The sequence below is a fragment of the Janthinobacterium sp. PSPC1-1 genome, assembly GCF_049897625.1.
GTDB lineage: Bacteria > Pseudomonadota > Gammaproteobacteria > Burkholderiales > Burkholderiaceae_D > Janthinobacterium > Janthinobacterium tructae.
On the sequence record NZ_JAFCWP010000001.1, the window covers coordinates 1,114,489 to 1,134,713 of the forward strand.

The window sequence follows — 20,225 nt, forward strand, 5'->3', positions numbered from 1 at the left end:
GCGATGCTCTGTAACCGGTGGGACGATCTCGGTGGCAAACCGCCGATCAACTCGTCAAGCACAGCTCTGGCGCGGAACAGGGGCATGCTGCGACGAGGAATATGATTGCACGAAACTAAACAGCTATCGAATGAGCGGTTTTCCATCAATATGCTTTGTTATGAGCCGAAAAACGTACTGTGTGTGCAGTCACTGCGGCAAAAGGTAGGCGACACCGAAATGATGGAACCGTTTCCCTTTCACAGTCAACGCGGGCTGAACAATTGCATCTGGAAATCTGGCGGCAAGATACTGAGGCAGCGCGCTGCCTTCCTCTTGCATGTTCCACACGATGACAGCCCCTGCTTGTTTGAGGTCCTTGATTTTTACCCAAGGGCTTACACGGAGATCGGCATGAGAGAATATGATAGATGGCCGGTCTCTTGCATAAAATGCGACATTTCCAGCATCCCAGGTATTCCCAATCACATATTTCAATGGTCGCTCTGTCATTGTGTACCACCTGTTATTGATAGCGTTACCAAAACTTTCGCCGGGAAAATTGACGGCCTGTTCATTGCCGGTAATGTCAGTTCCATAAATTTTCTCCACAATAAAGAAAGAAGAAGGAAATATCAATAGTACAATCCAAGAATAGATAAAGTGACGAAAACGTTTTTGCGTCAAGATTGGCTGAAAAAGAAGAACGATAAAAATCCCCGTAAAAAACCACAGCGGTGCACCCCACATGGCCCTCAATGGACGTTGTGCTAGCAAAGATAGCAACAAGGAAAAAATAGCAGGCCCTAGAGCTAAAACAGCAATATAGCAAAAGTCAAAGTCGTGCCATCGCGCCCTTAGCCAAACACGAGATGACCTCCATCGCCACAAAAATGATGCCACTATCAGCATGGGTAAGAGTGCTAAAAACTGCGCGCCGATGAATGAAAAGTACTCTTTTATAAAAGTAAATGCATGTGGAATTTCAGGTGCTCTATCTCCGACATATTTTATCGAAATAAAATCGCTTTTAATGATCCAGTATAAATGTGGAAGAAATACCAGTGTGGATGTCAGCATGAGCAACCACGGTGCTTTTGAGTGCAGGCGCCGCCGCGAGGCTGGATGAGCAACAACAAATAGCGCAATGGGGACGATATATGCACCCATGGAATAGCGCGACAACAAACCTAAGCCGGAAACCAATCCTGCAAGAATCCAGTGCCTCAGCTTATCATCCTGGATCGCCTTATGTAGCAACCAACCAAACAGGGCGGAAAATGGCATTTGCAAAACGATGTCATTCAATTCCAAAACCGGAAGATTGATATAATAAATACCTTCCAACAGCAAAGCACCGGTCAATGCCTGCATTTCAGTGGCAACCCGCCGCCCCAACTGCCACACGGCAAAGAAAACTGTAATAACGCACAATTGTCCTGCAAGATAGCTTATCCATAGCCCTCTATTTGACCAAGATGTGAGAGTCTGTATGACCCACGGAAATAATGGTGGATCTTTCTCATAGCCAAGTTGCCACTCTTTTCCCCAGGCTAAACCCTCGGCCATGTCGAGTGCAATATTGCTTTGAAATAACAATGGCAATATAATCCAGATGATCGCATGTATCAGCACGGCAATTGAGAAAATTTTCTTTAGTGTGGAAGGACTGGTTTCGTGCAGTGATTCCGACGTGGTGATGGCTTCTAATTTCATGTTCTCTATATTTTTCAGGTACTGTCCAGCGCGTCATGAATGCATCACGCCTATCGGCAACTGTCATGGCTTGCATGAGGGAGGGGACGAATGCGCTGGCGAGAAATGCGTCAGCGATTGACTGTAGCGATGCAACATGGAGAATCTATGGAGTTTGGATGAATAGTTCTTAAAGCCGCCCCATTTATGTAGCAGATTCAGTACTGAAAAATGATCCAGCCGGTGGCCAAGTACAGGATGAAGCTGCGCAAGCAGGCCATTCATCAAGGAGCATGTGGCTTCGGCATGATCGTGGCATCTCGCGCGTCGGACCTGGCTACACCAGCATGTAGGTCCGCAATCCGGCATTTGGAGTTCTAATTAGTCTTGGGGCGATGGATTTGACGATGACGAAATACACCATTGAGAAGAAAGAGCACGCGCTCAGCCAGATGAACGCGCCGCAAACAAGCCTGTGGCCGAAGTGGCACAGCTCACCGGTGTGCCGGAATTCACGCTGTGCGCAAGCAGGCGCGCGAGCAAGGCCGCGCGGTGCCCGGCGATTGACAAAACTCCGAGCAATGGTGTTCCGCCGACAAGTTCGCGGGGGCGCTGGAGACTGTCCCTTTGAACGAGGCTGAATTGGTGTCGTACTGCCGTCGCAAGGGATTGCTGGTGGAGCAGCTGGAACGCTGGCGCAGTGAAGTCCACACGGCCTTGTCGGCTGGACTGAACCGAACTGTTGGCCAGTTTGATATCTTTGATTTTCTGGCCGCCAATGCCCACTTCGCCAATGGCATTGAGGCGCAGCCTCTCCCAGCGCTCGCCGCGCTTGTGGATGGAGACTTCTTCCATACCGGTAAAATGCATCGCCGCAGCTTTTCCCGATGACGATGCCACTGTCGGCGCCGCGCCGGATTTCGGTTTCACGTTCCGACGCCCAGGCCACAGCCTCGGCCTTGGTGCTGAATGTTTTAGATTCGCGTGTGCCTCGGATGGCGATTTATGCCCGCCAGACGCCAAACTGCTACCTGAATGAAGCCATCCGTTCCTCTCGTTGCGGCGTAATCATGGCGTCAATTTGGCGTAATCGCTACTGGTTTTTGTCGGGTTTAATCTGGATTAAGGGAAATTCTGGGACGTAAAAAAAGCCACTAACTCGTTGATTTTATTGAGTTTAATGGCTTTTTTGATGTTTCTGAATTTTGTGCGCTGGTGCCCGGAGCCGGAATCGAACCGGCACGCCCTTACAGGCGGGAGATTTTAAGTCTCCAGTGTCTACCAGTTTCACCATCCGGGCAGCGCGGCGAGATTCTAGCACAGGTGATGCGCATCACGCCATCTTGTGCCTGAGCCAGGCTGTCCGGTTTGCAGCGGACAGCCTAGTTTTATCTAGCCGCCGTCAAAACGTCGCCTTGAACTGCACCCCATACGTGCGCGGCTCGTTGACCATGCCCGTCAGGTTGTTGAATTCGATGGCGCCCAGTGCCTGGACCTGGTTGGTGATGTTGCGGCCGTATGCCGAGAGTTCGTAGCGGTCCCATTTGTAGCCAACGCGCAAGCCGCCTTCCAGCAATTCCTTGGCCTTGTATTCCTTTGCTTCATACAGGAAGAAGTTGTAGCTGGTGCGATAGGCCCAGTCCGTGTAGGCGTAGAACTCGCCATTGGCGAGGGGGATGCTGTATTTCAAGGTGAAGTTGGTTTGCCATTCGGGTGCGCGCGGCAGCGGGTTGCCGTCGATGTAGGCCGTGCCCACGAAGGGGCCGACGGGGTCGGTGACGGTGCAGCCGCTGGCGGGGGTGTTCTGGGCGTTGCCGCAGCTTTGCACGTACAGCTTTTTGTCCTGGATCTCGGTGTGGTTGTAGCTGCCGCCCAGGGTCATGCTGAGCGAGTCGCTGAGGTTGGCCTGGAAGTCCAGCTCCACGCCCTGGCCGGTGGCCTTCTCGGCATTGAGCAGGCGGTTCATGTTGACGACGCCGCTGCCGGCCGTCAGTTGCTTGTCTTTCACGCGATACTGGAATACGGCCAGGCTCAGGCGGGCACGCTTGTCGAACAGGTCTTGCTTGATGCCCGCTTCCACCGACAGCACTTTTTCGGCGCCGGCCTGCGAGGGGCGGTCGGCCAGGCCGTTCAGGCGGCCCTGCATCGATGGCGCGCGGTAGCCGGTGGCGATGCGCGCGTAGGCGTTCGTTTCCGGCGTCAGCACATAGGTGCCGCTCAAGTCCCAGCTGACGTTGTGCGAGGTGTCATTCAGGTTGAACGGGCCGGCCGTGGTCGCTTCCACGCGCTTGGCCGAGAAATCCTTCTTGTCGCTCGTGTAGCGCAGGCCGGCGCGCAGTTTCAGGGCGTCCGAGACCGTGTAGTTGAGCGAGCCGAAGGCCGCGTACGACTTCGAGCTCTGGTTTTGCGTGGCGTAGGCGCTGTTTTGCGGATTGCCGGGCGCCAGGCTGTCAAAGCTGATGCTGTCGATCTGGATGTCTTCCTTGAAGTAAAACAGGCCGCCTATCCATTGCAGCGGGCCCTTTGCGCTCGATTCGGCGCGGAATTCCTGCGAAATCTGCTTGTGGTTCGGGATCACGTCGGCCGTTTCCACGACGAAGGGGATGAAGCCGGGGCCCATCGGCGGCGCGTACACGGCGCCATAGCCGCCGTCGACGTCGGCGCGGCTGAAGAAATCGAGTTTTTCATAGCCGGTGATGGAATGCAGGGTGATGCCCGGCAAGTCCCATTTCAGGCGCATGCTGCCACCCTTGGTTTTCAGGTGCTGGCGGTTGATGCCATCGGTAGGGTAGGAGCCATAATCGAAATTGTCGACCAGGTCGTTGGTGCCCTGTTTCAGGATGTTGGCGCGAAACAGCGTCGCCGTGCCATCGAGGTTGCGCGCGTGCACGTTGAACAGGGCCGTGAAGTCGCGTGTGGGCTTGACCAGCACTTGCAGGCGGGCGGCGCTGTCTTCATAGCCTTCGAAGTCGCGCGTGCCGGTGGGACGCGGGTTATGCACGCGGTCGTCGCGGCGCTGCGTCTGGCCGGAAAAGCGCAGGGCCACGGTGTCGCTGACGGGCACGTTGAAGGCGCCTTCCAGGTTCTTCATGCCATCCTTGCCGAAGCCGCCGCTCAGGTAGCCTTCCGTCTTGAAGACGGGCTTGGCGGAATCGAACTTAATCACGCCGGCCGGCGAGTTACGGCCGAACAAGGTGCCTTGCGGGCCGCGCAGCACCTCGACCTGGTCCACGTCAAACACGGGAAAGCCCTTGAGCATGGCGTTTTCCTGCACCACGTCATCCATCACCAGGCCCACTGGCTGCGAGGCGTTCAGGTCGAAGTCGGTGTTGCCCAGGCCGCGAATGTAGAAGCGGGGAAAGGTACGGCCGTAATCCGATTCGACCGAGACGCTGGGCGAGCGGCTGTTGAGGAAGCGGATGTCGGCGCCGCCGGCCGTCAGGGTGTCGAGCTTGTCGCCTTTCAGGGTGGCGATGGACATGGGCACGTCCTTGATGTTTTCCGCGCGCCGCTGTGCCGTCACGATCACCGTTTCCAGCTGGCCAGGACCGGCCTGTGCCGCTGGTGCGGCCGGCGCCGGGACGCTGTCCTGCGCCATTGCCTGCAGGGGAAAGGCAGCAGTGATTGCCAGGGCAATCAGGGTGTGGCGTATGGTGCTGGCGTGTGTGCTGGCATGCGGTGTCATCATGAAACGGCTCCTGTCGGTCAAGGTTGTTCGTAAGGTCCAGGCAGGCGCAAGTCCGCTAGACGAAAAATCATGCTAGCACGGAAAGTTTTGGTATTCATGCCATTTTCCAGGCAAGACTATTTATATGCGTTTCGACTCAATACGTGAATAAAATCGTATTTGTCGTCAATATCGGGCGGGTGCATAGTGGGGGTGCCGGCAGGCTTGTGCCAGCGCAAAGGATGGCTTGGCCACCGAAATCTTTCCCTGCTACAGCGCAAACATGCCGGCGCCATGGCGTGCCAGCGCTCAGTGTGCAGTGCGGAAAATACGACAATTCCCCTTTTTTCTTCTGCCATGCGATGTTGTTGTGTTGCCACATCATGGGATGGCATCTTGCCTGCCAGCTGCCGGGCGCGGCGCATGCACAAACAATGATGTTGCCTCAAGGTAGTTACAGGCAAGATCTGGCGTAGAATATAAATTATTGCAAATTAGAAACTTATATTTCTACCATGTTAATCTTATCCGCAAGTGCGCCGCCCGTTGACGGTATCCGGCTTTCCGAACTGATCGCCGCCCTGAGCCAGGCCCTGGACATCACGGAGGGACAGCCAGAAGGCCATTGCATCCGCTGTTGCTGGATCGGCATGCACGTGGGACGCGAGCTGGGCATGGCGGATGAAGACCTGTGGAATCTGTATTACACCCTGCTGCTGAAGGACCTGGGCTGCAGCAGCAATGCAGCGCGCATCTGCGAGCTCTACCTGACGGACGATCTGTCTTTCAAACAAGGCTTCAAGACGGTGGGCGACAGCCTGCCGCAAGTGCTCAAATTCGTCCTCAAGCACACGGGCCTGAAGGCGGGCCTGGCCGAGCGCTTCCGCGCCGTGATGACGATCTTGCGCGACGGCGCGCACATCGCGCAGGAGCTGATCGCCACGCGTTGCCAGCGCGGCGCCGACATCGCGCGCCTGCTGCGCTTTCCGGAATCCGTGGCACAGGGCATCTACAGCCTCGACGAACACTACAACGGCCAGGGCAAGCCGGACAAACTGGCAGGCCAGGCGATTCCCTTGTTTTCGCGCATTGCCCTGCTGGCACAGGTGATCGACGTGTTTCATACGGCCGATGGCGCGCGCGCCGCCCAGGCAGAGGTGCGCCAGCGCGCGGGCAGCTGGTTTGACCCGCAACTGGTGCTGGCGTTCGAACGGGTGGCGCAGTCGTCCGCGTTCTGGTCCATGTTGCGGTCGCAGGACCTGACGGCCGCCGTGGCGGCGCTGGAGCCGGCCAACCGTTGCGTGCCGGTGGATGAGGATTATCTCGACGACATCGCTGCCGCGTTCGGTCAGGTGGTCGATTCGAAAAGCCCGTACACGAGCGGGCACAGCGCCAGGGTAGCCTTGTATGCGGACATGATCGCCGAAACCTTGGGCGTGACGCCGGAGCGGCGTCGCTGGCTCAAGCGGGGTGCCTTGCTGCATGACGTCGGGAAACTTGGCGTCAGCAATAGCGTGCTGGACAAGGCCGGCAAACTCGACGCGGATGAGTGGCTGGCCGTGCAGCAGCACGCACACTATACGCAAACGATTTTGTCACGCATTGATGCGTTTGCCGAACTGGCTGTCGTGGCCGCTGCGCACCATGAGCGGCTCGATGGCAAGGGCTATCCGCGCGGCTTGACGGCCGACGACATCAGCCTGGAAACGCGCATCATCACCACGGCCGATATTTTCGACGCCATCACGGCCGACCGGCCATATCGGGGGCCAATTCCCATTCCGAAAGCGCTCGAGATCATGGCCGAGACCGTGGGCACAGCCATCGACGCGCAGTGTTTTGCCGCCTTGAAAGTGGCGCTGGCCGGCTTGCCCGATCTCGCGCAGCCGCAGAACGAGTGCCTGACGGCGTGAGCGCGGGCTGGCGTGTTGTTGCAACGTGACAGGGGCGGTGCCAGTTGCGGCATTCCCCTGTACCTGTGAGCTGCTTAAAACTCTTCCCAATCGCCGGCCGTCACGGCTTGCGCTTGCACCGCACGGGGTTTTGCCGGCGCGGCCTGGCGCTTGACGGTGCTGCTGGCCGCAGCCGGTACCAGGCGCAGCGGTTTTGCGCCGGCGCGTGCTGCTGCCGTCGTGCGCGCCGGTGCCGCCACCTGGCCGTCGTGTGTCTTGAAGATGCTCACGGTTTGCACCAGGTTGCTGGCCTGGTCGCGCAGCGATTCGGCCGCCGCCGCCGCTTCTTCCACCAGCGCCGCATTTTGTTGCGTGACGCTATCCATCTGCGCCACCGCCTGATTGATCTGCTCGATCCCGGCGGACTGTTCCTGGCTGGCCATCGTGATCTCGGCGATGATGTTGCTGACGCTGGCGACACTGGCGACTACCTCGGACATCGTCGTGCCCGCTTGCGCCGCCAGCTTGGCGCCCGCATCGACGCGGCTCACGGAATCGTCGATCAACGTCTTGATTTCCTTGGCCGCGCTGGCGCTGCGCTGGGCCAGGCCGCGCACCTCGGTTGCCACGACGGCGAAGCCACGGCCCTGTTCGCCGGCACGCGCCGCTTCCACTGCGGCATTCAGGGCCAGGATATTGGTCTGGAAGGCGATGCTGTCGATGACGCTGATGATGTCGACAATCTTGCGCGACGATTCGCTGATCAGGTCCATGGTGCCCATCACTTGCCCCACCACGGCGCCGCCCTTGCTGGCGACGTCCGATGCCGTTGTCGCCAGCACATTGGCTTCGCGGGCATTGTCCGCATTCTTGCGCACTGTGCTGGTGAGCTCTTCCATCGAGGAAGCCGTTTCTTCCAGTGAACTGGCTTGCTGTTCCGTGCGCAGCGACAGATCGTTGTTGCCGGTGGAAATCTCCTCGGCGGCAAGGGCTACCGTGTCGGAATCCTGGCGGACGGATGAGACTACCGAGGTCAGCGACACCTGCATGCGTTGCAGCGCCGACAGCACGCTGACGCTATCGTTCGGCGCGACGCAGAGTTTTCCTGTCAGGTCGCCGCCGGCAAGCAGGCTGACGGCGTCGCACAGCTGGCGCGGTTCGGCACCGAGTGCCTTGAGCAAGTGGCGCGTGATGAGCCAGCCCGCCAGGGCCGCCAGCACGATGGACAGCACGCTGGCGCCAATGAGGATGTTCCGGTTGAGCAGGTAATGCGCGTCGTCTTTCTGCAGGATGAGGGTGGAGCGCTGTTCCGTCAGGGCGAAATATTCATCGCTGGCGGCGACGAGGGCGGCCAGCAGCGGACGGCATTCCTCGTTCATCTTGACGATGGCTAGTTCGGTTTTCTTTTGCTGCGCCAGGTCCACGATGGCCAGTGCCACGGGAGCATAGCGTTTTTCGATGTTGTCGATCTTGTTGATGATGGCGCGTTCCTCGTCCGATACCTCCGGCTGCTGTGCCAGCTGCAGCAACTGCTGCATGTTCTTGGCGACATTGGCATGCGCCTGCATGATGTGTTTGCGTTCGATGTCCAGCTCTTCCGGCTTGGTAAGCAGTACCAGGTTCCTGGCCGCCACGGCGCGCATGTCGATCGCGTCACGCACGCGGTGCGCCGTATTGGCACGCGCCATGATGCCGTTGACATACTGCTCAAAGTCGGCGTTGGAGTTGGACAGACTCCGCACGGACAGGATCGAGATACCGATGAGGAAAAAGACCAGCAGGCCGAAGGCCAGGGTCAGTTGCTTGCGAACAGTGAATTTATCCATGATGCCTCTCCCAGAATACGTTATGAAATTAGAAACGGCGCTCGTGTGGTGCCGGTAGCCATAGATATTGTTGGCCAATGGGCCGCGCCTTGCGCAGTGCATCTCTATCCAGAACACGGATTCGTGGTGTGAGGATCGTGTTACTTAAAAACTGATTCCAATAATTTATTTGTTTTATTTATTAAATTCATTTTTGCACAAAAAAATCAGTAAATCAATGAAATTTTCGTGCCAAAAAACAACTATTTAGCATGGACGGCCAATGTCGGGGGCACTGGCCGGCGAGACGGTCAAGCGGCAAAGGGCTTGAAGGTCGTTGGCCCTGGCGATCCGTGATCAGATGGGAAACGCGCCCGCGCCCGATACATTCAGACAGGCGACCTTGTCGCTAGAAAAATACTTGATTTGTCCCAGGCCGATGGCGTAGCAGCCGTCGCTGAGCGGGGAAATGGGGCCGGTGAGTTTTTCGCCGCTGACCAGGGTCACCACCCAGGGCGTGGTGGCCGGTTTGCCCGCGTGGGCCAGTGCGTGTTGTACCAGGTCTGACATGCTGCCTCCGATGGAAATCAAAACCCGATGATAGCAGTGTCGCCCAGCCGCTGTTTGCCGATACGCCGGGCCCGCGCCTTACGCGTCGGCCAGCAGATTCTTGGGCAGCGCCACCGACACCAGTTTCCAGCGCCACAGGCCGTCGCGCGTCAGGGTCAGCTCGCCGATATGGCTTTTGCTATGGGCGCGCTGCACCACGACCTTGTCCCAGGAGGTGTAGCGCAGCTTGTAGTCGGGTTTGGCATTGCGCTTGCGGCCGCTGATGTCGCTGACCTTGGCGATCGGCTTTTCGTAGCGGTCATTGAGCTTCATCAAGGCGACGATGCCTTCAGGCATCAGCATGGTATCGAGCAAGGGGTCGATGACGTCGGGGCTGATGTCGTCGGCCACTTCCGGTGCCGAGAACAGGGCATGCAGTTGTTGCCCCAGGCTGCCGCGCAGTTGCGCCAGGTCGATTTGCGCAGCCAGGGCCTGGGTATCCTCGTCCATGGTTGCCGCGCGGATCTTGTTCATGGTGAAATACGGGCTGCCATAGAAGGCGCCGGCCAGCGCGACCAGTGCCACTAGAGCGAGAAGCAACATTCTTTTCATCGTGCAATCTCTTGGATGCCTGGCGACCCGGTGCGCCTGAAGTGCTAGCATTCTACATAATATTTCCCAAAATCAATATGGCGGTTTAGGTAAGTGTTGTTTTAGATCAAGTTTCGTCAGAGTAATTCCGGCGGCAAGGTAATATCCGCCAATTTCCAATCCCAGATGCCATGCCGGCGCAGCAAAAACTGGCTGGCGGCGGGGCCGGCGCCGCTGCGCCGCAGCACCACTTCGTTCCACGAGCGGTACGCCATGCCGAAGTCGTGGCGCTTGCCATCCGCCCCTTGCTTGCCGTGCAGGATCAACACCGTGATGCCGGGCGGCGAGACGATGGTGTCGAGCATTTCCTTGAAATCCTCGTCATTGGCCGTTTCGCCGGCCGCCCGCAACTGGCGCGCCACGCTGGCGCGCACGGCGGGCAGGTCGGCCTGCTGCGCCAGGTTTTCCAGGCGCACGGATTTCGCCGCGATGCTGATGCGGTACATGGCGATGTAGGGGCTGACCCAGGTGAAGCCGATGGCGGCAACGCTAAAAATGATCGCGGTGGCGTACTTTCTTTTCATGGTCCGTGTTTTTGTATGAGCTGTGCCGCCGTGATTTTACCCGGCCAGGGGCGGTGGATGGTGTAGCATTCGTGCCGGCGCGGACCATCGCGCCGCAATATTGAGGACAACCATGAATATCACTATCAATCAGGTGCTGCAGTCGTATATCGATCCGCTCACCGCCAGTGAGTACGCGGCGCTCGAGCGCAGCCTGCTGGCCGAAGGCTGCCGCGACGCGCTGGTGCTGTGGAACGACGTGCTGATCGACGGGCATAACCGCTACGCCATCTGCCGCCAGCACGGCATCGAATTCAAGACCATCCAGAACACCAGCTTTACTTCGCTCGACGACGTCATGCTGTGGATGATCGACAATCATTTGGCGCGCCGCAGCGTGTCGGACTTCCAGCGCGGCGTGCTGGCCCTGCGCAAGAAGGAAATCGTCGCCGCGCGCAGCCCGGCGCCTGTCAGCGCGGCTGATGCGCCGGACGGCGAAAACGCGCCGAAACCCCCCATGAGCACGCGCGAAGAGGTGGCCAAGGCGGCGCGCTTGAGCAGCAACCAGATCAGTCAGATCGAAAAAATCCAGAAGGCCGCCGCGCCGGAGCTGGTGGAAGCGGTCCGCTCGGGCACGATTTCCATCAATGCGGCGGCCACCGTGGCGTCCCTGCCGCCGGAAGAGCAGGTGGCGGCCGTCGCCGGTGGCAAGAAGTTATTACGCCAGGCGGCCAAGGAAATCCGCGAACAGCGCGCCGCCACGCGCACGCCGCGCGAGCCGAAAGTCCACGTCTCGCAAGATACGCCGGAAACGGGCAACGAGCCGTGGGCCGAGAATGCAGCCCAGGCGCCGTCCGAAGCGGAACGCCTGCGCGGCGAGATCGCCAGCCTAAAACAGCGGGTGGCGCAGCTGCAGGCGGAAAATACGGAGTTGAACCAGCGCATAGCAGCCTTGATCGACGCATCCTGACCCTGGAGTATTGCATGCCAGTCCGCCGCGCCCTGTTCGCCGCCATCGCCTGCGGCATCGTTGCCAGTGCTCCCGCGCTGGCAGCACCCGCTGCATCTGTCACGGACATGGCCCGCTGGCAGGCGCAGGCCGCCAATGTCAGCATCGCGCGCGACACCTGGGGCATTCCCCATGTGACGGGCAAGACGGATGCGGATGCCGTCTTTGGCTTGATGTATGCGCAAGCCGAGGATGATTTTCCCCGCGTAGAGTTGAACTATATCAATGCCATGGGGCGGCTGGCGGAAGTGGAGGGCGAGCGGGAACTGTACCGCGACCTGCGCATGAAGCTTTTCATCGATCTGCAGGAGCTGCAAGCGCAGTACCGCGCCAGCCCGCCGTGGCTGCGCACATTGATGGATGCCTTTGCCGATGGCCTCAATTTTTACCTGGCCACGCACCCGCAGGTGAAACCGCGGCTGATCGCGCATTTCGAGCCGTGGATGGCCCTCAGTTTCAGCGAAGGCAGCATCGGCGGTGATATCGAGTCCGTCAACCTGGCGCAGCTCGAAGCGTTTTATGGGCAGCAAGCCAGGCCAGCTACCGTGGCGCTGGCCAGCATCGATGCCGGGTTGGCGTCCGGCTTGGACCCCGAACCGAGCGGTTCGAACGGCTTCGCCATCGCGCCCGCGATCACGAAAAATGGCCACGCGCTGCTGATGATCAATCCGCACACGTCCTTTTACTTTCGTCCCGAAGTGCAAGTCACCAGCGGTGAAGGCTTGAACGCGTATGGCGCCGTCACCTGGGGCCAGTTCTTCGTCTACCAGGGTTTCAACGAGCGCCTCGGCTGGATGCATACCTCGGGCGGCGGCGACGTCATCGACGAATACCTGGAAAGCATCGTCGACCGTGATGGCGCATGGTTCTACCGCTATGACGGCGTGCTGCGGCCCCTGAAAGCCGTGCCGATTACCTTGCCATATAAACTGGCGAGTGGCGCCATGGGCTCCAAAACCATCACCGTCTACTACAGCCACCACGGTCCCATCGTGCGCGCGCAGGACGGGCGCTGGGTGGCCGTGCGCCTGATGCACTCGCCCTTGAAGGCGCTCATACAATCGTACACGCGCACCAAGGCGCGCGATTACGCGGCGTTTTACAAGACCATGGAACTGCGCACGAATTCGTCGAACAATACGGTATATGCGGATGCGGACGGCAATATTGCCTATTTTCACGGTAATTTCATCCCCGTGCGCGATCCGCGCTTCAACTGGAAGCAGCCTGTCGACGGCAGCGACCCGGCCACGGAATGGCAAGGGCTGCACACGGTGGCGCAAACCATCACCCTGTTCAATCCGAAGAATGGCTGGATACAGAACACCAATAACTGGCCATATTCGGCTGCCGGCGCCAACAGCCCACGCCAGCAGGATTATCCCGCGTACATGTCCGTGTATGGCGAAAATGCGCGCGGCCTGCATGCCGTCAAGGTTTTCCAGAACAGGACGGGTTTTACCCTGGACAGCCTGATCGCCGCCTCCTACGACAGCGAACTGACGGCATTCGAAGCGCTGCTGCCGCCGCTGTTCGCCGCCTTCGATGCGCTGCCGGAGAATTCTGCGCAAAAGCTGGCGCTGGCCGACAAGGTCGCGCTGCTGCGGGCCTGGGACTGGCGCTATGCGCTGACGTCGACGGCGACATCGCTGGCCGTGTTCTGGGGCCAGGAATTGGCCGAGCTAGCAGGCAAACAGGCGCGTGAGCAGGGCGTGCCCGTGGTCGACTTCATGGCGACGGAGAAGGTCACTGCGGCACAGCGCCTGGCGGCCTTGGCCAGCGCCGTCGATAAACTGCAGCGCGATTTCGGCCACTGGCAAACGCCATGGGGCGAGATCAACCGCTACCAGCGCCTGACGGGCGACGTGGTGCAGCCGTTTGATGATGCACAAGCCAGCTTGGCCGTGCCTTACGCGTCGGGCAACTGGGGCGCGCTGGCGGCGTATGGACAGAGCAGCAAGAGTACGACGCGACGCATGTATGGCGAGCGCGGTAACAGCTTTGTGGCGGCCGTGGAATTTGGCCCCCGCATCAAGGCGAAAAGCATCCTTGCCGGTGGTCAGAGCGGCGACCCGAAGTCGCCGCACTTCCAGGACCAGGCAGCCATGTACGCGCGCGGGGAATTCAAGGAGGTGCTGTTTTATCCCGAGCAGGTGGAACAGCACCTGGAGCGCAGGTACCGGCCGGGGGAGTGAGGTTTGTGGTGTGTCGGATTACGCCCTTGCGGGCTAATCCGACCTACCGCCCTCGGCATACCGTAGGTCGGATTAGCGGAGCGTAATCCGACAAATCACCACCTCAAATCGCATCAAGTGCCGTGCGCAAGTCATGCCGCAGGTCTTCGATGTCTTCGATGCCCACGGACAGGCGGATCAAGCCGTCGCCGATGCCCAGCTTGGCCCGCTGTTCGGGCGGGATGCTGGCGTGCGTCATCAGGGCAGGGTGTTCGATCAGGCTTTCCACGCCGCCCAGGCTTTCGGCCAGGGCGAACACTTCACAGCGCTCCAGGAAGCGGCGCGCGCCGGCCAGATCCGTATCGAGGTCGATCGAGATGATGCCGCCGAAGCCATCCATCTGGCGCTGCGCCAGTGCGTGCTGCGGGTGCGAGGCCAGGCCCGGATAAAACACGCTTTTCACTTCCTTTTGCTGCTCCAGCCACTGCGCCAGCGCCAGCGCGCTTTCGCAATGGCGCTGCATGCGGATGGCCAGCGTCTTGATGCCGCGCAAGGCCAAAAAGCTGTCGAACGGCCCGGCAATCGCGCCCACCGAGTTTTGCAAGAAGCCCAGCTGCTCGCGCCATTCGGCCTGGCGTTCTTCCGCGCCGACGATGGCGATGCCGCCGATGATGTCCGAGTGGCCGTTCAGATACTTGGTGGTCGAGTGGACGACGATATCAAAACCGTGTTCCAGGGGGCGCTGCACCAGCGGGCTGGCGAAGGTGTTGTCGGCCACGGCGATGATGCCCCGTGCGCGGCAGATGTCGGCAATCGCGCGCAGGTCGGCCAGTTTCAGCATGGGGTTGGTGGGCGTTTCCACCCACACCATCTTCGTTTCCGGGCGCAGCGCGGCCAGCAGGTTTTCCGGATTGGTCAAATCCACATACGTGAATTCGTGGCCGGCCGAGCGCCGGCGCACGCGCTCAAATAAACGGTAGGTGCCGCCGTACATGTCGTCGCCGGCGACGATGTGGCTGCCAGCGTCCAGCAATTCCAGCACGGACGAGATGGCGGCCAGGCCCGAGGCGAACGCGAAGGCCGCGCTGCCGCCTTCCAGGTCGGCCACGCAGCGCTCGAGCGCCCAGCGCGTGGGATTGTGCGAGCGGCCGTAGTCCAAGCCCTTGTGCACGCCGGGGCTTTCCTGCACAAAGGTGGAGGTGGCGTAAATGGGCGGCATGATGGCGCCCGTCGACGGATCGGGCGACTGGCCGGCGTGGATGACACGCGTGGCGAGGTGGCTCTTGCGGGTGGTTTCTTGGCTCAAGATAGTGTCCTGCGTAAGTGATTGAGAAGGTCGAAGCGGGTGATCAGGCCATAGAAGGCGTCAGCGTCGGCGACGACGGCCGTCAAGCCCCGGTCCAGGGTGGCGCGCAGGGCGGGCAAGCCGCTTGAGGGCGCCAGGGTTTCGATCTGCGTCGTCATGGTGGCGCCCACCAGACCCGCGAAATGGGCGGCGTCGCCCGAGACGTGCAGCAGCAGGTCCGATTCGTCGAGGATGCCGACCAGCTGGCCGCCATCGATGACGGGCAGCTGCGCCAGGTCGCTGGCGCGCATGCGGTTGAAGGCGGTCAGCAGGGTGTCGCCCGGCGCCACGCTGACGACGTCGCCCTCGTCGTAGCGGCGCCCGATCAGGTCGCGCAAGTCGCCCGAGGGCGCCCGCTGCAACAAGCCCTGGTCGCGCATCCAGCCGTCGTTGTAGACCTTCGACAGGTAGCGCGTCCCCGTGTCGCACACGAACGTGACGACGCGCTTTGGCGTGGTCTGTTCGCGGCAGTATTTGAGGGCGGCTGCCAGCAGGGTGCCGGTGGACGAGCCGCCTAAAATGCCTTCGGCGCGCAGCAGGGCGCGCGCGGAATCAAAACTTTCCTGGTCGCTGATGGTGTAGGCCTTGGTGACGCTGTCCATGTCGGCGATGGCCGGGATAAAATCTTCGCCGATGCCTTCCACGGCCCACGACCCGCTCGTGTCGGACACTTTGCCGGACTCGATGTATTCCGTGAGGATGGAGCCTTGCGGGTCGGCCAGCACGAATTCGAGCTTCGGCTGCACCTTGCGGAAGTAGCGTGTCAGGCCCGTCAGGGTGCCGGACGAGCCGACGCCGACGACGATGGCGTCGACGTCATGGCCGCTTTGCTCCCAGATTTCGGGGGCCGTCGTCGTTTCGTGGGCCAGCGGATTGGCGGGATTGTTGAACTGGTCGGCGAAGAAGGCGCCCGGCAGTTCGCGCGCCAGGCGCGCCGCGTAATCCTGGTAGTACTCGGGATGGCCCTTGCCCACGTCCGAGCGCGTGGTGTGCACTTCCGCGCCCAGGGCTTTCAGGTGCAGCACTTTTTCCGTCGACATCTTGTCGGGCACGACTAAAATCACGCGGTAGCCCTTGATGCGGCCCACCAGGGCCAGGCCGATGCCGGTGTTGCCGGCGGTGGCCTCGACGATGGTGCCGCCCGGCTGCAAGCGGCCGTCGGCTTCGGCCGCTTCGATGATGGACAGGCCGATGCGGTCCTTGATGGAACCGCCGGGATTTTGCGATTCCAGTTTCAGGAACAGCTGGCACAGGCCCGTATCGAGCCTGGTGACTTCGACCAGTGGGGTATTGCCGATCAGCTTGTATAGCGCTGGCGGCTGGGATGGGGATGGCATTCGATCATTCATGGTGGCTCCTGTCAGAGAAACAGCCGCTCCGGATTGTGTCCCGAGCAGCCTTCCGTGCCGCGCAGTGTAGGCGGGTGGACGAGTGCGGCGAACGAATGTTTATATGCTTGCATATGCGCCCTGCGCATATAGTCGGCAAGGTGCGCGATGCGAGTATGCGCCGTTTTTCGCCCGCTTGCCGCGCCAAAGGCAGGACTATTAAGCTGCCGCAAGTCCTCCATTGCGATTTATAATCACGCCTCGAAAAGGTGCTAAACAGTATCCAGAATAATCAGACAGACAGGGCAGGCGGCAGTGGCAAAACTTTATTTCCGGTATTCCGCGATGAACGCGGGCAAGTCGACGGCCTTGTTGCAAGTCGCGCACAACTATGAAGAGCAGGGCCAGCAGGTGCGCCTGTACACGGCCGCCATCGACAGCCGCTACGGCGTAGGCCGCGTCACCTCGCGCCTGGGCCCGCAGCGCCAGGTCGATATCTTCCATGCCGACACGAATTTCCTCGACGATATTCCCCAGGTCGCCTGTTTGCTGGTCGATGAAGCGCAATTTCTCAGCACGGCCCAGGTGCAGCAACTGCACCAGCTGGCGCAAGTGAAGGGCGTGCCCGTCATCTGCTACGGCTTGCGCACGGATTTCAAGGGCGAACCGTTCCCCGGCTCGGCCTATTTGCTGGCGCTGGCCGACGATATCGAGGAATTGAAGAATATCTGTACTTGCGGCAAGAAGGCCACGATGAACATCCGCGTGGACGAGCAGGGCCGCCGCATCAAGGAAGGCGAGCAGATCAGTATTGGCGGCAACGAGAGTTATCGCCAGGCGTGCGGGCGCTGTTTCTACTCGTAAACTTATTCCTTATTCGACGACGGGCGCACCGACATCGGCGTCGTCCGCCAGCGCCAGATCGCCCCGCTCGAAGGCGGCCAGGATTTCATTGGCGCGCGCCACGTCGTGTTCGCGCACCATGACGCGGGCGCCGCCGATGGCGGCCGCCAGCAGCATGTCGGCCTGCATGTGCTGGTCGTCCGTCAGCAGCACATCGATGCCTGCCGCTGCCAGGCAGCCGCGGATGACGTGCGCATCCGTGGGGATCATCAGCCGGGCTATTAAAACGTAGTCGTCGTGCATGGTGCCTCCTGGCAAGGTGGATTCGTCCCCATCTTAGCATCAGGTTTGAACTACAGCTTGAACACGCCCACCACCTGGTTCAGCTCCTGCGCCTGCTCCTGCAAGGCGTCTGCCGCTGCGGCCGCTTCCTCCACCAGGGCTGCGTTCTGCTGGGTCACCTGGTCCATCTGGGCGATGGCCTGGTTGACTTGCTCGATGCCGCTGCGCTGCTCGTCGCTGGCCTGCGCGATCTCGGCCATGATGGTGCTCAGTTGCTGCACGCTGGCCACCACGGTATCCATGGTGGCGCTGGCCTGGCTCACTTGGGCGTGGCCCAGGTCCACCGTGCTGGCGGACGCCTGGATCAAATCCTTGATGTCTTTCGCGGCGGCCGTCGAGCGCTGCGCCAGGGTGCGCACCTCGGTGGCGACGACGGCGAAGCCGCGTCCCTGCTCGCCGGCCCTAGCCGCTTCTACGGCAGCGTTCAAGGCCAGGATATTCGTCTGGAAGGCGATGCCGTCGATGACGCCGATGATGTCGGCGATCTTGTTTGAGGAGTTGCGGATGGCGTCCATGGTGCTGGCCACTTGCGCCACGGCCGCGCCGCCTCCGGCTGCCAGGGTCGACGAGTCGCGCGCCAGCCGGCTTGCCTGCTGCGCGTGATCGACGTTCTGCCGCACGGTGGAACTGAGTTCTTCCATCGAGGCGGCCGTTTCTTCCAGCGAACTGGCTTGCTGTTCCGTGCGGCTCGACAAATCCAGGTTGCCGCTGGCGATTTCACCGGACGCGGTGGCGATCTGCCCGGCGCTGCCGCGCACATTGCCGACCACTTGCGACAGCTTGTCGCTGATGCGGTTCATGGCGCGCAGCAGGCGGCCGATTTCGTCCAGGCTGGTCGTATCGAGGTGCACCGTCAGGTCGCCGGCGGCGATTTGCGCGGCGGCCGTTTCGGCGGCGGCCAGCGGGCGCGACACGAGCGTGCGCACCAGCCAGTACAGCAACAGGGCGAAGACGAGCAGGGCGATGAAGCCGGAAATGGCCAGCTGGTTGCGCAGCTGGCGCGCTTCCAGGGTGATCTCGTCCGTGAACGTGCCGCCCGCGATGATCCATTGCCAATCCTTGAATTGACGGTAATACAGCTGCTTTTCGCGCGCGCTGGCACTCGTTTCGCCCGGCGCCGTCCACGTATAACGCATGGCGCCGTCTTTTTGCGCCAGCATTTCCTGGATGAACAGGCGCCCGTCGCTGGCCTTGAACTCGAGCGCGCTCTTGCCTTCGCTGTTCGGGTGCAGCACCAGGTGGCCGTAATTGGCGCCGGGCGCCGTGTCGACGATATAGATGTAGCCCGTCTGGCCGATCTTGACCTGGCGAATCTTCTCTTTCAGCATGGCCAGATTCTTGCTGATATCGAGGCCAATGAACAGCACGCCCACCACCTTGCCGCCCGCATCGCGCACGGGGTCGTACTGGGTGATGTATTGCTTGCCAAACAAGGTGGCCATGCCGACGAAGCGCTGGCCTGCGCGCAGCGGCGCATAGCTCGGGTGGTTGTGGTCGAGCTGGGTGCCGATGGCCCGTTCGCCATCCTGCTTTTTCAGCGAGGTGCTGATGCGCACGAATTCATCGCCGTTGGCGGCAAAGATGGTGGCGATTACGCCCGTCTGCGCCGTGTAGCGGTCGACCAGGGCCGTGTCGAGGTTGAGCACCTTGCCGCCGTTGGCCAGGGCCGGCGTGGCCTTGCCGGCCACGGCCACCATGGCGCCCGTGTCGACCGTGAACGGGCCGGGAAATTCGGCCGCGAACAGGCGCGCGAAGCTGGCCGCCTCGTTGACCATGGCCGTGTGGAACACTTGGGTGGTCGTCATGACGCTATTGAGTTCGCTGGTGACGGCCGCTTCAGCGCGCTGTTCCAGGACATTTGAGGTGCGGATACCGATCAAGGTCGTCAGGCTGGCGAGGATCAGGCTGACGAGGGCAAACGTGAAGACGGTAATCTTGCCCCCGACACTCCAGTGGCGGGGGGAGAACGAAATTGTAGGCATAGTGTGAGTCTGGCAAAGGGTAATCAGCTCGGCCATTCCTGGTCATGACATGACACGCGGGGAGGGGATCTGGTGGGAATGCGCTTGAAGCGGAGGCGTGCCCGTTCGGGAGCTGCGCGCGTGCAAGCAAAATTTCAGGGCGCGATGATAGCATGTTGCTTGCCTTTTGTTACTAAGTGTTTCCCGCAGGAATCACTTTTTCGCGTAAAAACATCATCTGCATCAAGGATCGCGAAAGCGGCCTATTGACTTTTTTGATTTCAATCGAGCATGTTGATCTTCATCGCTGGCGGGGGATGCGATTTTTGTCACGAATGTTTCACTTTGTAATGAATGAGACGCGGCCTTTAATCCGCGTTTAAGCTTCCAGGAAGAAACTGATCTTCCATGGGAGACTGCCTGGCCGTATCCTGTAGAATAATATGCAGACCAGTCGTGTATTCCCCTTACTGTCTTGCTGG

At 60.3% G+C, this 20,225-nt stretch carries 15 protein-coding genes and 1 tRNA gene; 4 read left to right on the top strand and 12 right to left on the bottom strand.

The features are described from left to right. Window positions 1-189 precede the first annotated feature (189 nt). The 4 genes from ACP7EG_RS05040 to ACP7EG_RS05055 all read right to left on the bottom strand — a co-directional run bounded on the left by ACP7EG_RS05040 (window position 190) and on the right by ACP7EG_RS05055 (window position 5,359). The gene (locus ACP7EG_RS05040; protein ID WP_426086675.1) at window positions 190-1,695 is read right to left on the bottom strand and encodes a glycosyltransferase family 39 protein; all 1,506 of its coding nucleotides are present in this window, start codon (window positions 1,693-1,695) and stop codon (window positions 190-192) included. 423 nt (window positions 1,696-2,118) lie between these two features. Then, window positions 2,119-2,604 carry a hypothetical protein gene (locus ACP7EG_RS05045; RefSeq protein WP_426086676.1) on the bottom strand — a complete coding sequence of 162 codons (486 nt, stop codon included), beginning with the start codon at window positions 2,602-2,604 and terminating at the stop codon, window positions 2,119-2,121. Between the two features lie 283 nt (window positions 2,605-2,887). After that, window positions 2,888-2,974 (bottom strand) — tRNA-Leu (locus ACP7EG_RS05050). Between the two features lie 102 nt (window positions 2,975-3,076). After that, window positions 3,077-5,359, bottom strand: coding sequence for a TonB-dependent receptor (locus ACP7EG_RS05055; RefSeq protein WP_426087137.1), 2,283 nt, complete (start codon window positions 5,357-5,359; stop codon window positions 3,077-3,079). Window positions 5,360-5,856: 497 nt separating this feature from the next. On the opposite strand from ACP7EG_RS05055, the gene ACP7EG_RS05060 reads away from it, so the two are divergent. Next, complete coding sequence (locus ACP7EG_RS05060; protein ID WP_426086677.1) at window positions 5,857-7,254, top strand: HD-GYP domain-containing protein; 1,398 nt, start codon at window positions 5,857-5,859, stop codon at window positions 7,252-7,254. A gap of 74 nt (window positions 7,255-7,328) precedes the next feature. On the opposite strand, the gene ACP7EG_RS05065 is transcribed toward ACP7EG_RS05060, so the two are convergent. From ACP7EG_RS05065 to ACP7EG_RS05080, 4 genes are all read right to left on the bottom strand, one after another. Beyond that, window positions 7,329-9,059, bottom strand: a complete 1,731-nt coding sequence (locus ACP7EG_RS05065; RefSeq protein WP_426086678.1) for a methyl-accepting chemotaxis protein — start codon at window positions 9,057-9,059, stop codon at window positions 7,329-7,331. Between the two features lie 336 nt (window positions 9,060-9,395). Then, complete coding sequence (locus ACP7EG_RS05070; protein WP_099763360.1) at window positions 9,396-9,608, bottom strand: hypothetical protein; 213 nt, start codon at window positions 9,606-9,608, stop codon at window positions 9,396-9,398. A gap of 78 nt (window positions 9,609-9,686) precedes the next feature. Further along, window positions 9,687-10,190 carry a DUF2939 domain-containing protein gene (locus ACP7EG_RS05075; RefSeq protein WP_426086679.1) on the bottom strand — a complete coding sequence of 168 codons (504 nt, stop codon included), beginning with the start codon at window positions 10,188-10,190 and terminating at the stop codon, window positions 9,687-9,689. Between the two features lie 125 nt (window positions 10,191-10,315). Beyond that, a complete protein-coding gene (locus ACP7EG_RS05080) occupies window positions 10,316-10,762 on the bottom strand; it encodes a DUF2939 domain-containing protein (protein ID WP_426086681.1) in 447 nt (148 codons plus the stop codon). 112 nt (window positions 10,763-10,874) lie between these two features. Between ACP7EG_RS05080 and ACP7EG_RS05085 the strand changes: the two genes are divergently transcribed. Both ACP7EG_RS05085 and ACP7EG_RS05090 read left to right on the top strand, forming a co-directional pair. Continuing rightward, complete coding sequence (locus ACP7EG_RS05085; protein ID WP_426086683.1) at window positions 10,875-11,711, top strand: hypothetical protein; 837 nt, start codon at window positions 10,875-10,877, stop codon at window positions 11,709-11,711. A 14-nt stretch (window positions 11,712-11,725) separates the two neighbouring features. Continuing rightward, entirely contained in the window at window positions 11,726-13,945 is a 2,220-nt protein-coding gene (locus tag ACP7EG_RS05090) for a penicillin acylase family protein (RefSeq protein ID WP_426086684.1), read from the top strand. A gap of 103 nt (window positions 13,946-14,048) precedes the next feature. Here ACP7EG_RS05090 and ACP7EG_RS05095 read toward each other — a convergent pair whose 3' ends face one another. Together ACP7EG_RS05095 and ACP7EG_RS05100 are read right to left on the bottom strand one after the other, a co-directional pair. After that, on the bottom strand, window positions 14,049-15,230 hold the full coding sequence (locus ACP7EG_RS05095) for a trans-sulfuration enzyme family protein (protein ID WP_426086685.1): 1,182 nt from the start codon (window positions 15,228-15,230) through the stop codon (window positions 14,049-14,051). Beyond that, window positions 15,227-16,618 carry a pyridoxal-phosphate dependent enzyme gene (locus tag ACP7EG_RS05100; RefSeq protein WP_426086687.1) on the bottom strand — a complete coding sequence of 464 codons (1,392 nt, stop codon included), beginning with the start codon at window positions 16,616-16,618 and terminating at the stop codon, window positions 15,227-15,229. Before ACP7EG_RS05100 ends, ACP7EG_RS05095 begins: the two co-directional genes overlap by 4 nt. 294 nt (window positions 16,619-16,912) lie before the next feature. Here ACP7EG_RS05100 and ACP7EG_RS05105 point away from each other — a divergent pair, with 294 nt between their 5' ends. Continuing rightward, window positions 16,913-17,461, top strand: a complete 549-nt coding sequence (locus tag ACP7EG_RS05105) for a thymidine kinase (RefSeq protein WP_034755172.1) — start codon at window positions 16,913-16,915, stop codon at window positions 17,459-17,461. A 9-nt stretch (window positions 17,462-17,470) separates the two neighbouring features. Here the strand turns inward: ACP7EG_RS05105 and ACP7EG_RS05110 are convergent, their stop codons facing one another. Together ACP7EG_RS05110 and ACP7EG_RS05115 are read right to left on the bottom strand one after the other, a co-directional pair. Continuing rightward, window positions 17,471-17,743, bottom strand: a complete 273-nt coding sequence (locus ACP7EG_RS05110; RefSeq protein ID WP_426086688.1) for a putative signal transducing protein — start codon at window positions 17,741-17,743, stop codon at window positions 17,471-17,473. A 50-nt stretch (window positions 17,744-17,793) separates the two neighbouring features. Next, window positions 17,794-19,764, bottom strand: coding sequence for a methyl-accepting chemotaxis protein (locus tag ACP7EG_RS05115; protein ID WP_426086689.1), 1,971 nt, complete (start codon window positions 19,762-19,764; stop codon window positions 17,794-17,796). Window positions 19,765-20,225 lie beyond the last annotated feature (461 nt).

Bases quoted from the DNA above. Each gene is read 5' to 3' on its own strand.
- ACP7EG_RS05040 (WP_426086675.1), bottom strand. From the start codon at position 1,695: ATGAAATTAGAAGCCATCACCACGTCGGAATCACTGCACGAAACCAGT.
- ACP7EG_RS05090 (WP_426086684.1), top strand. From the start codon at position 11,726: ATGCCAGTCCGCCGCGCCCTGTTCGCCGCCATCGCCTGCGGCATCGTT.
- ACP7EG_RS05070 (WP_099763360.1), bottom strand. From the start codon at position 9,608: ATGTCAGACCTGGTACAACACGCACTGGCCCACGCGGGCAAACCGGCC.
- ACP7EG_RS05115 (WP_426086689.1), bottom strand. From the start codon at position 19,764: ATGCCTACAATTTCGTTCTCCCCCCGCCACTGGAGTGTCGGGGGCAAG.
- ACP7EG_RS05100 (WP_426086687.1), bottom strand. From the start codon at position 16,618: ATGAATGATCGAATGCCATCCCCATCCCAGCCGCCAGCGCTATACAAG.
- ACP7EG_RS05065 (WP_426086678.1), bottom strand. From the start codon at position 9,059: ATGGATAAATTCACTGTTCGCAAGCAACTGACCCTGGCCTTCGGCCTG.
- ACP7EG_RS05055 (WP_426087137.1), bottom strand. From the start codon at position 5,359: ATGACACCGCATGCCAGCACACACGCCAGCACCATACGCCACACCCTG.
- ACP7EG_RS05110 (WP_426086688.1), bottom strand. From the start codon at position 17,743: ATGCACGACGACTACGTTTTAATAGCCCGGCTGATGATCCCCACGGAT.
- ACP7EG_RS05075 (WP_426086679.1), bottom strand. From the start codon at position 10,190: ATGTTGCTTCTCGCTCTAGTGGCACTGGTCGCGCTGGCCGGCGCCTTC.
- ACP7EG_RS05060 (WP_426086677.1), top strand. From the start codon at position 5,857: ATGTTAATCTTATCCGCAAGTGCGCCGCCCGTTGACGGTATCCGGCTT.
- ACP7EG_RS05085 (WP_426086683.1), top strand. From the start codon at position 10,875: ATGAATATCACTATCAATCAGGTGCTGCAGTCGTATATCGATCCGCTC.
- ACP7EG_RS05080 (WP_426086681.1), bottom strand. From the start codon at position 10,762: ATGAAAAGAAAGTACGCCACCGCGATCATTTTTAGCGTTGCCGCCATC.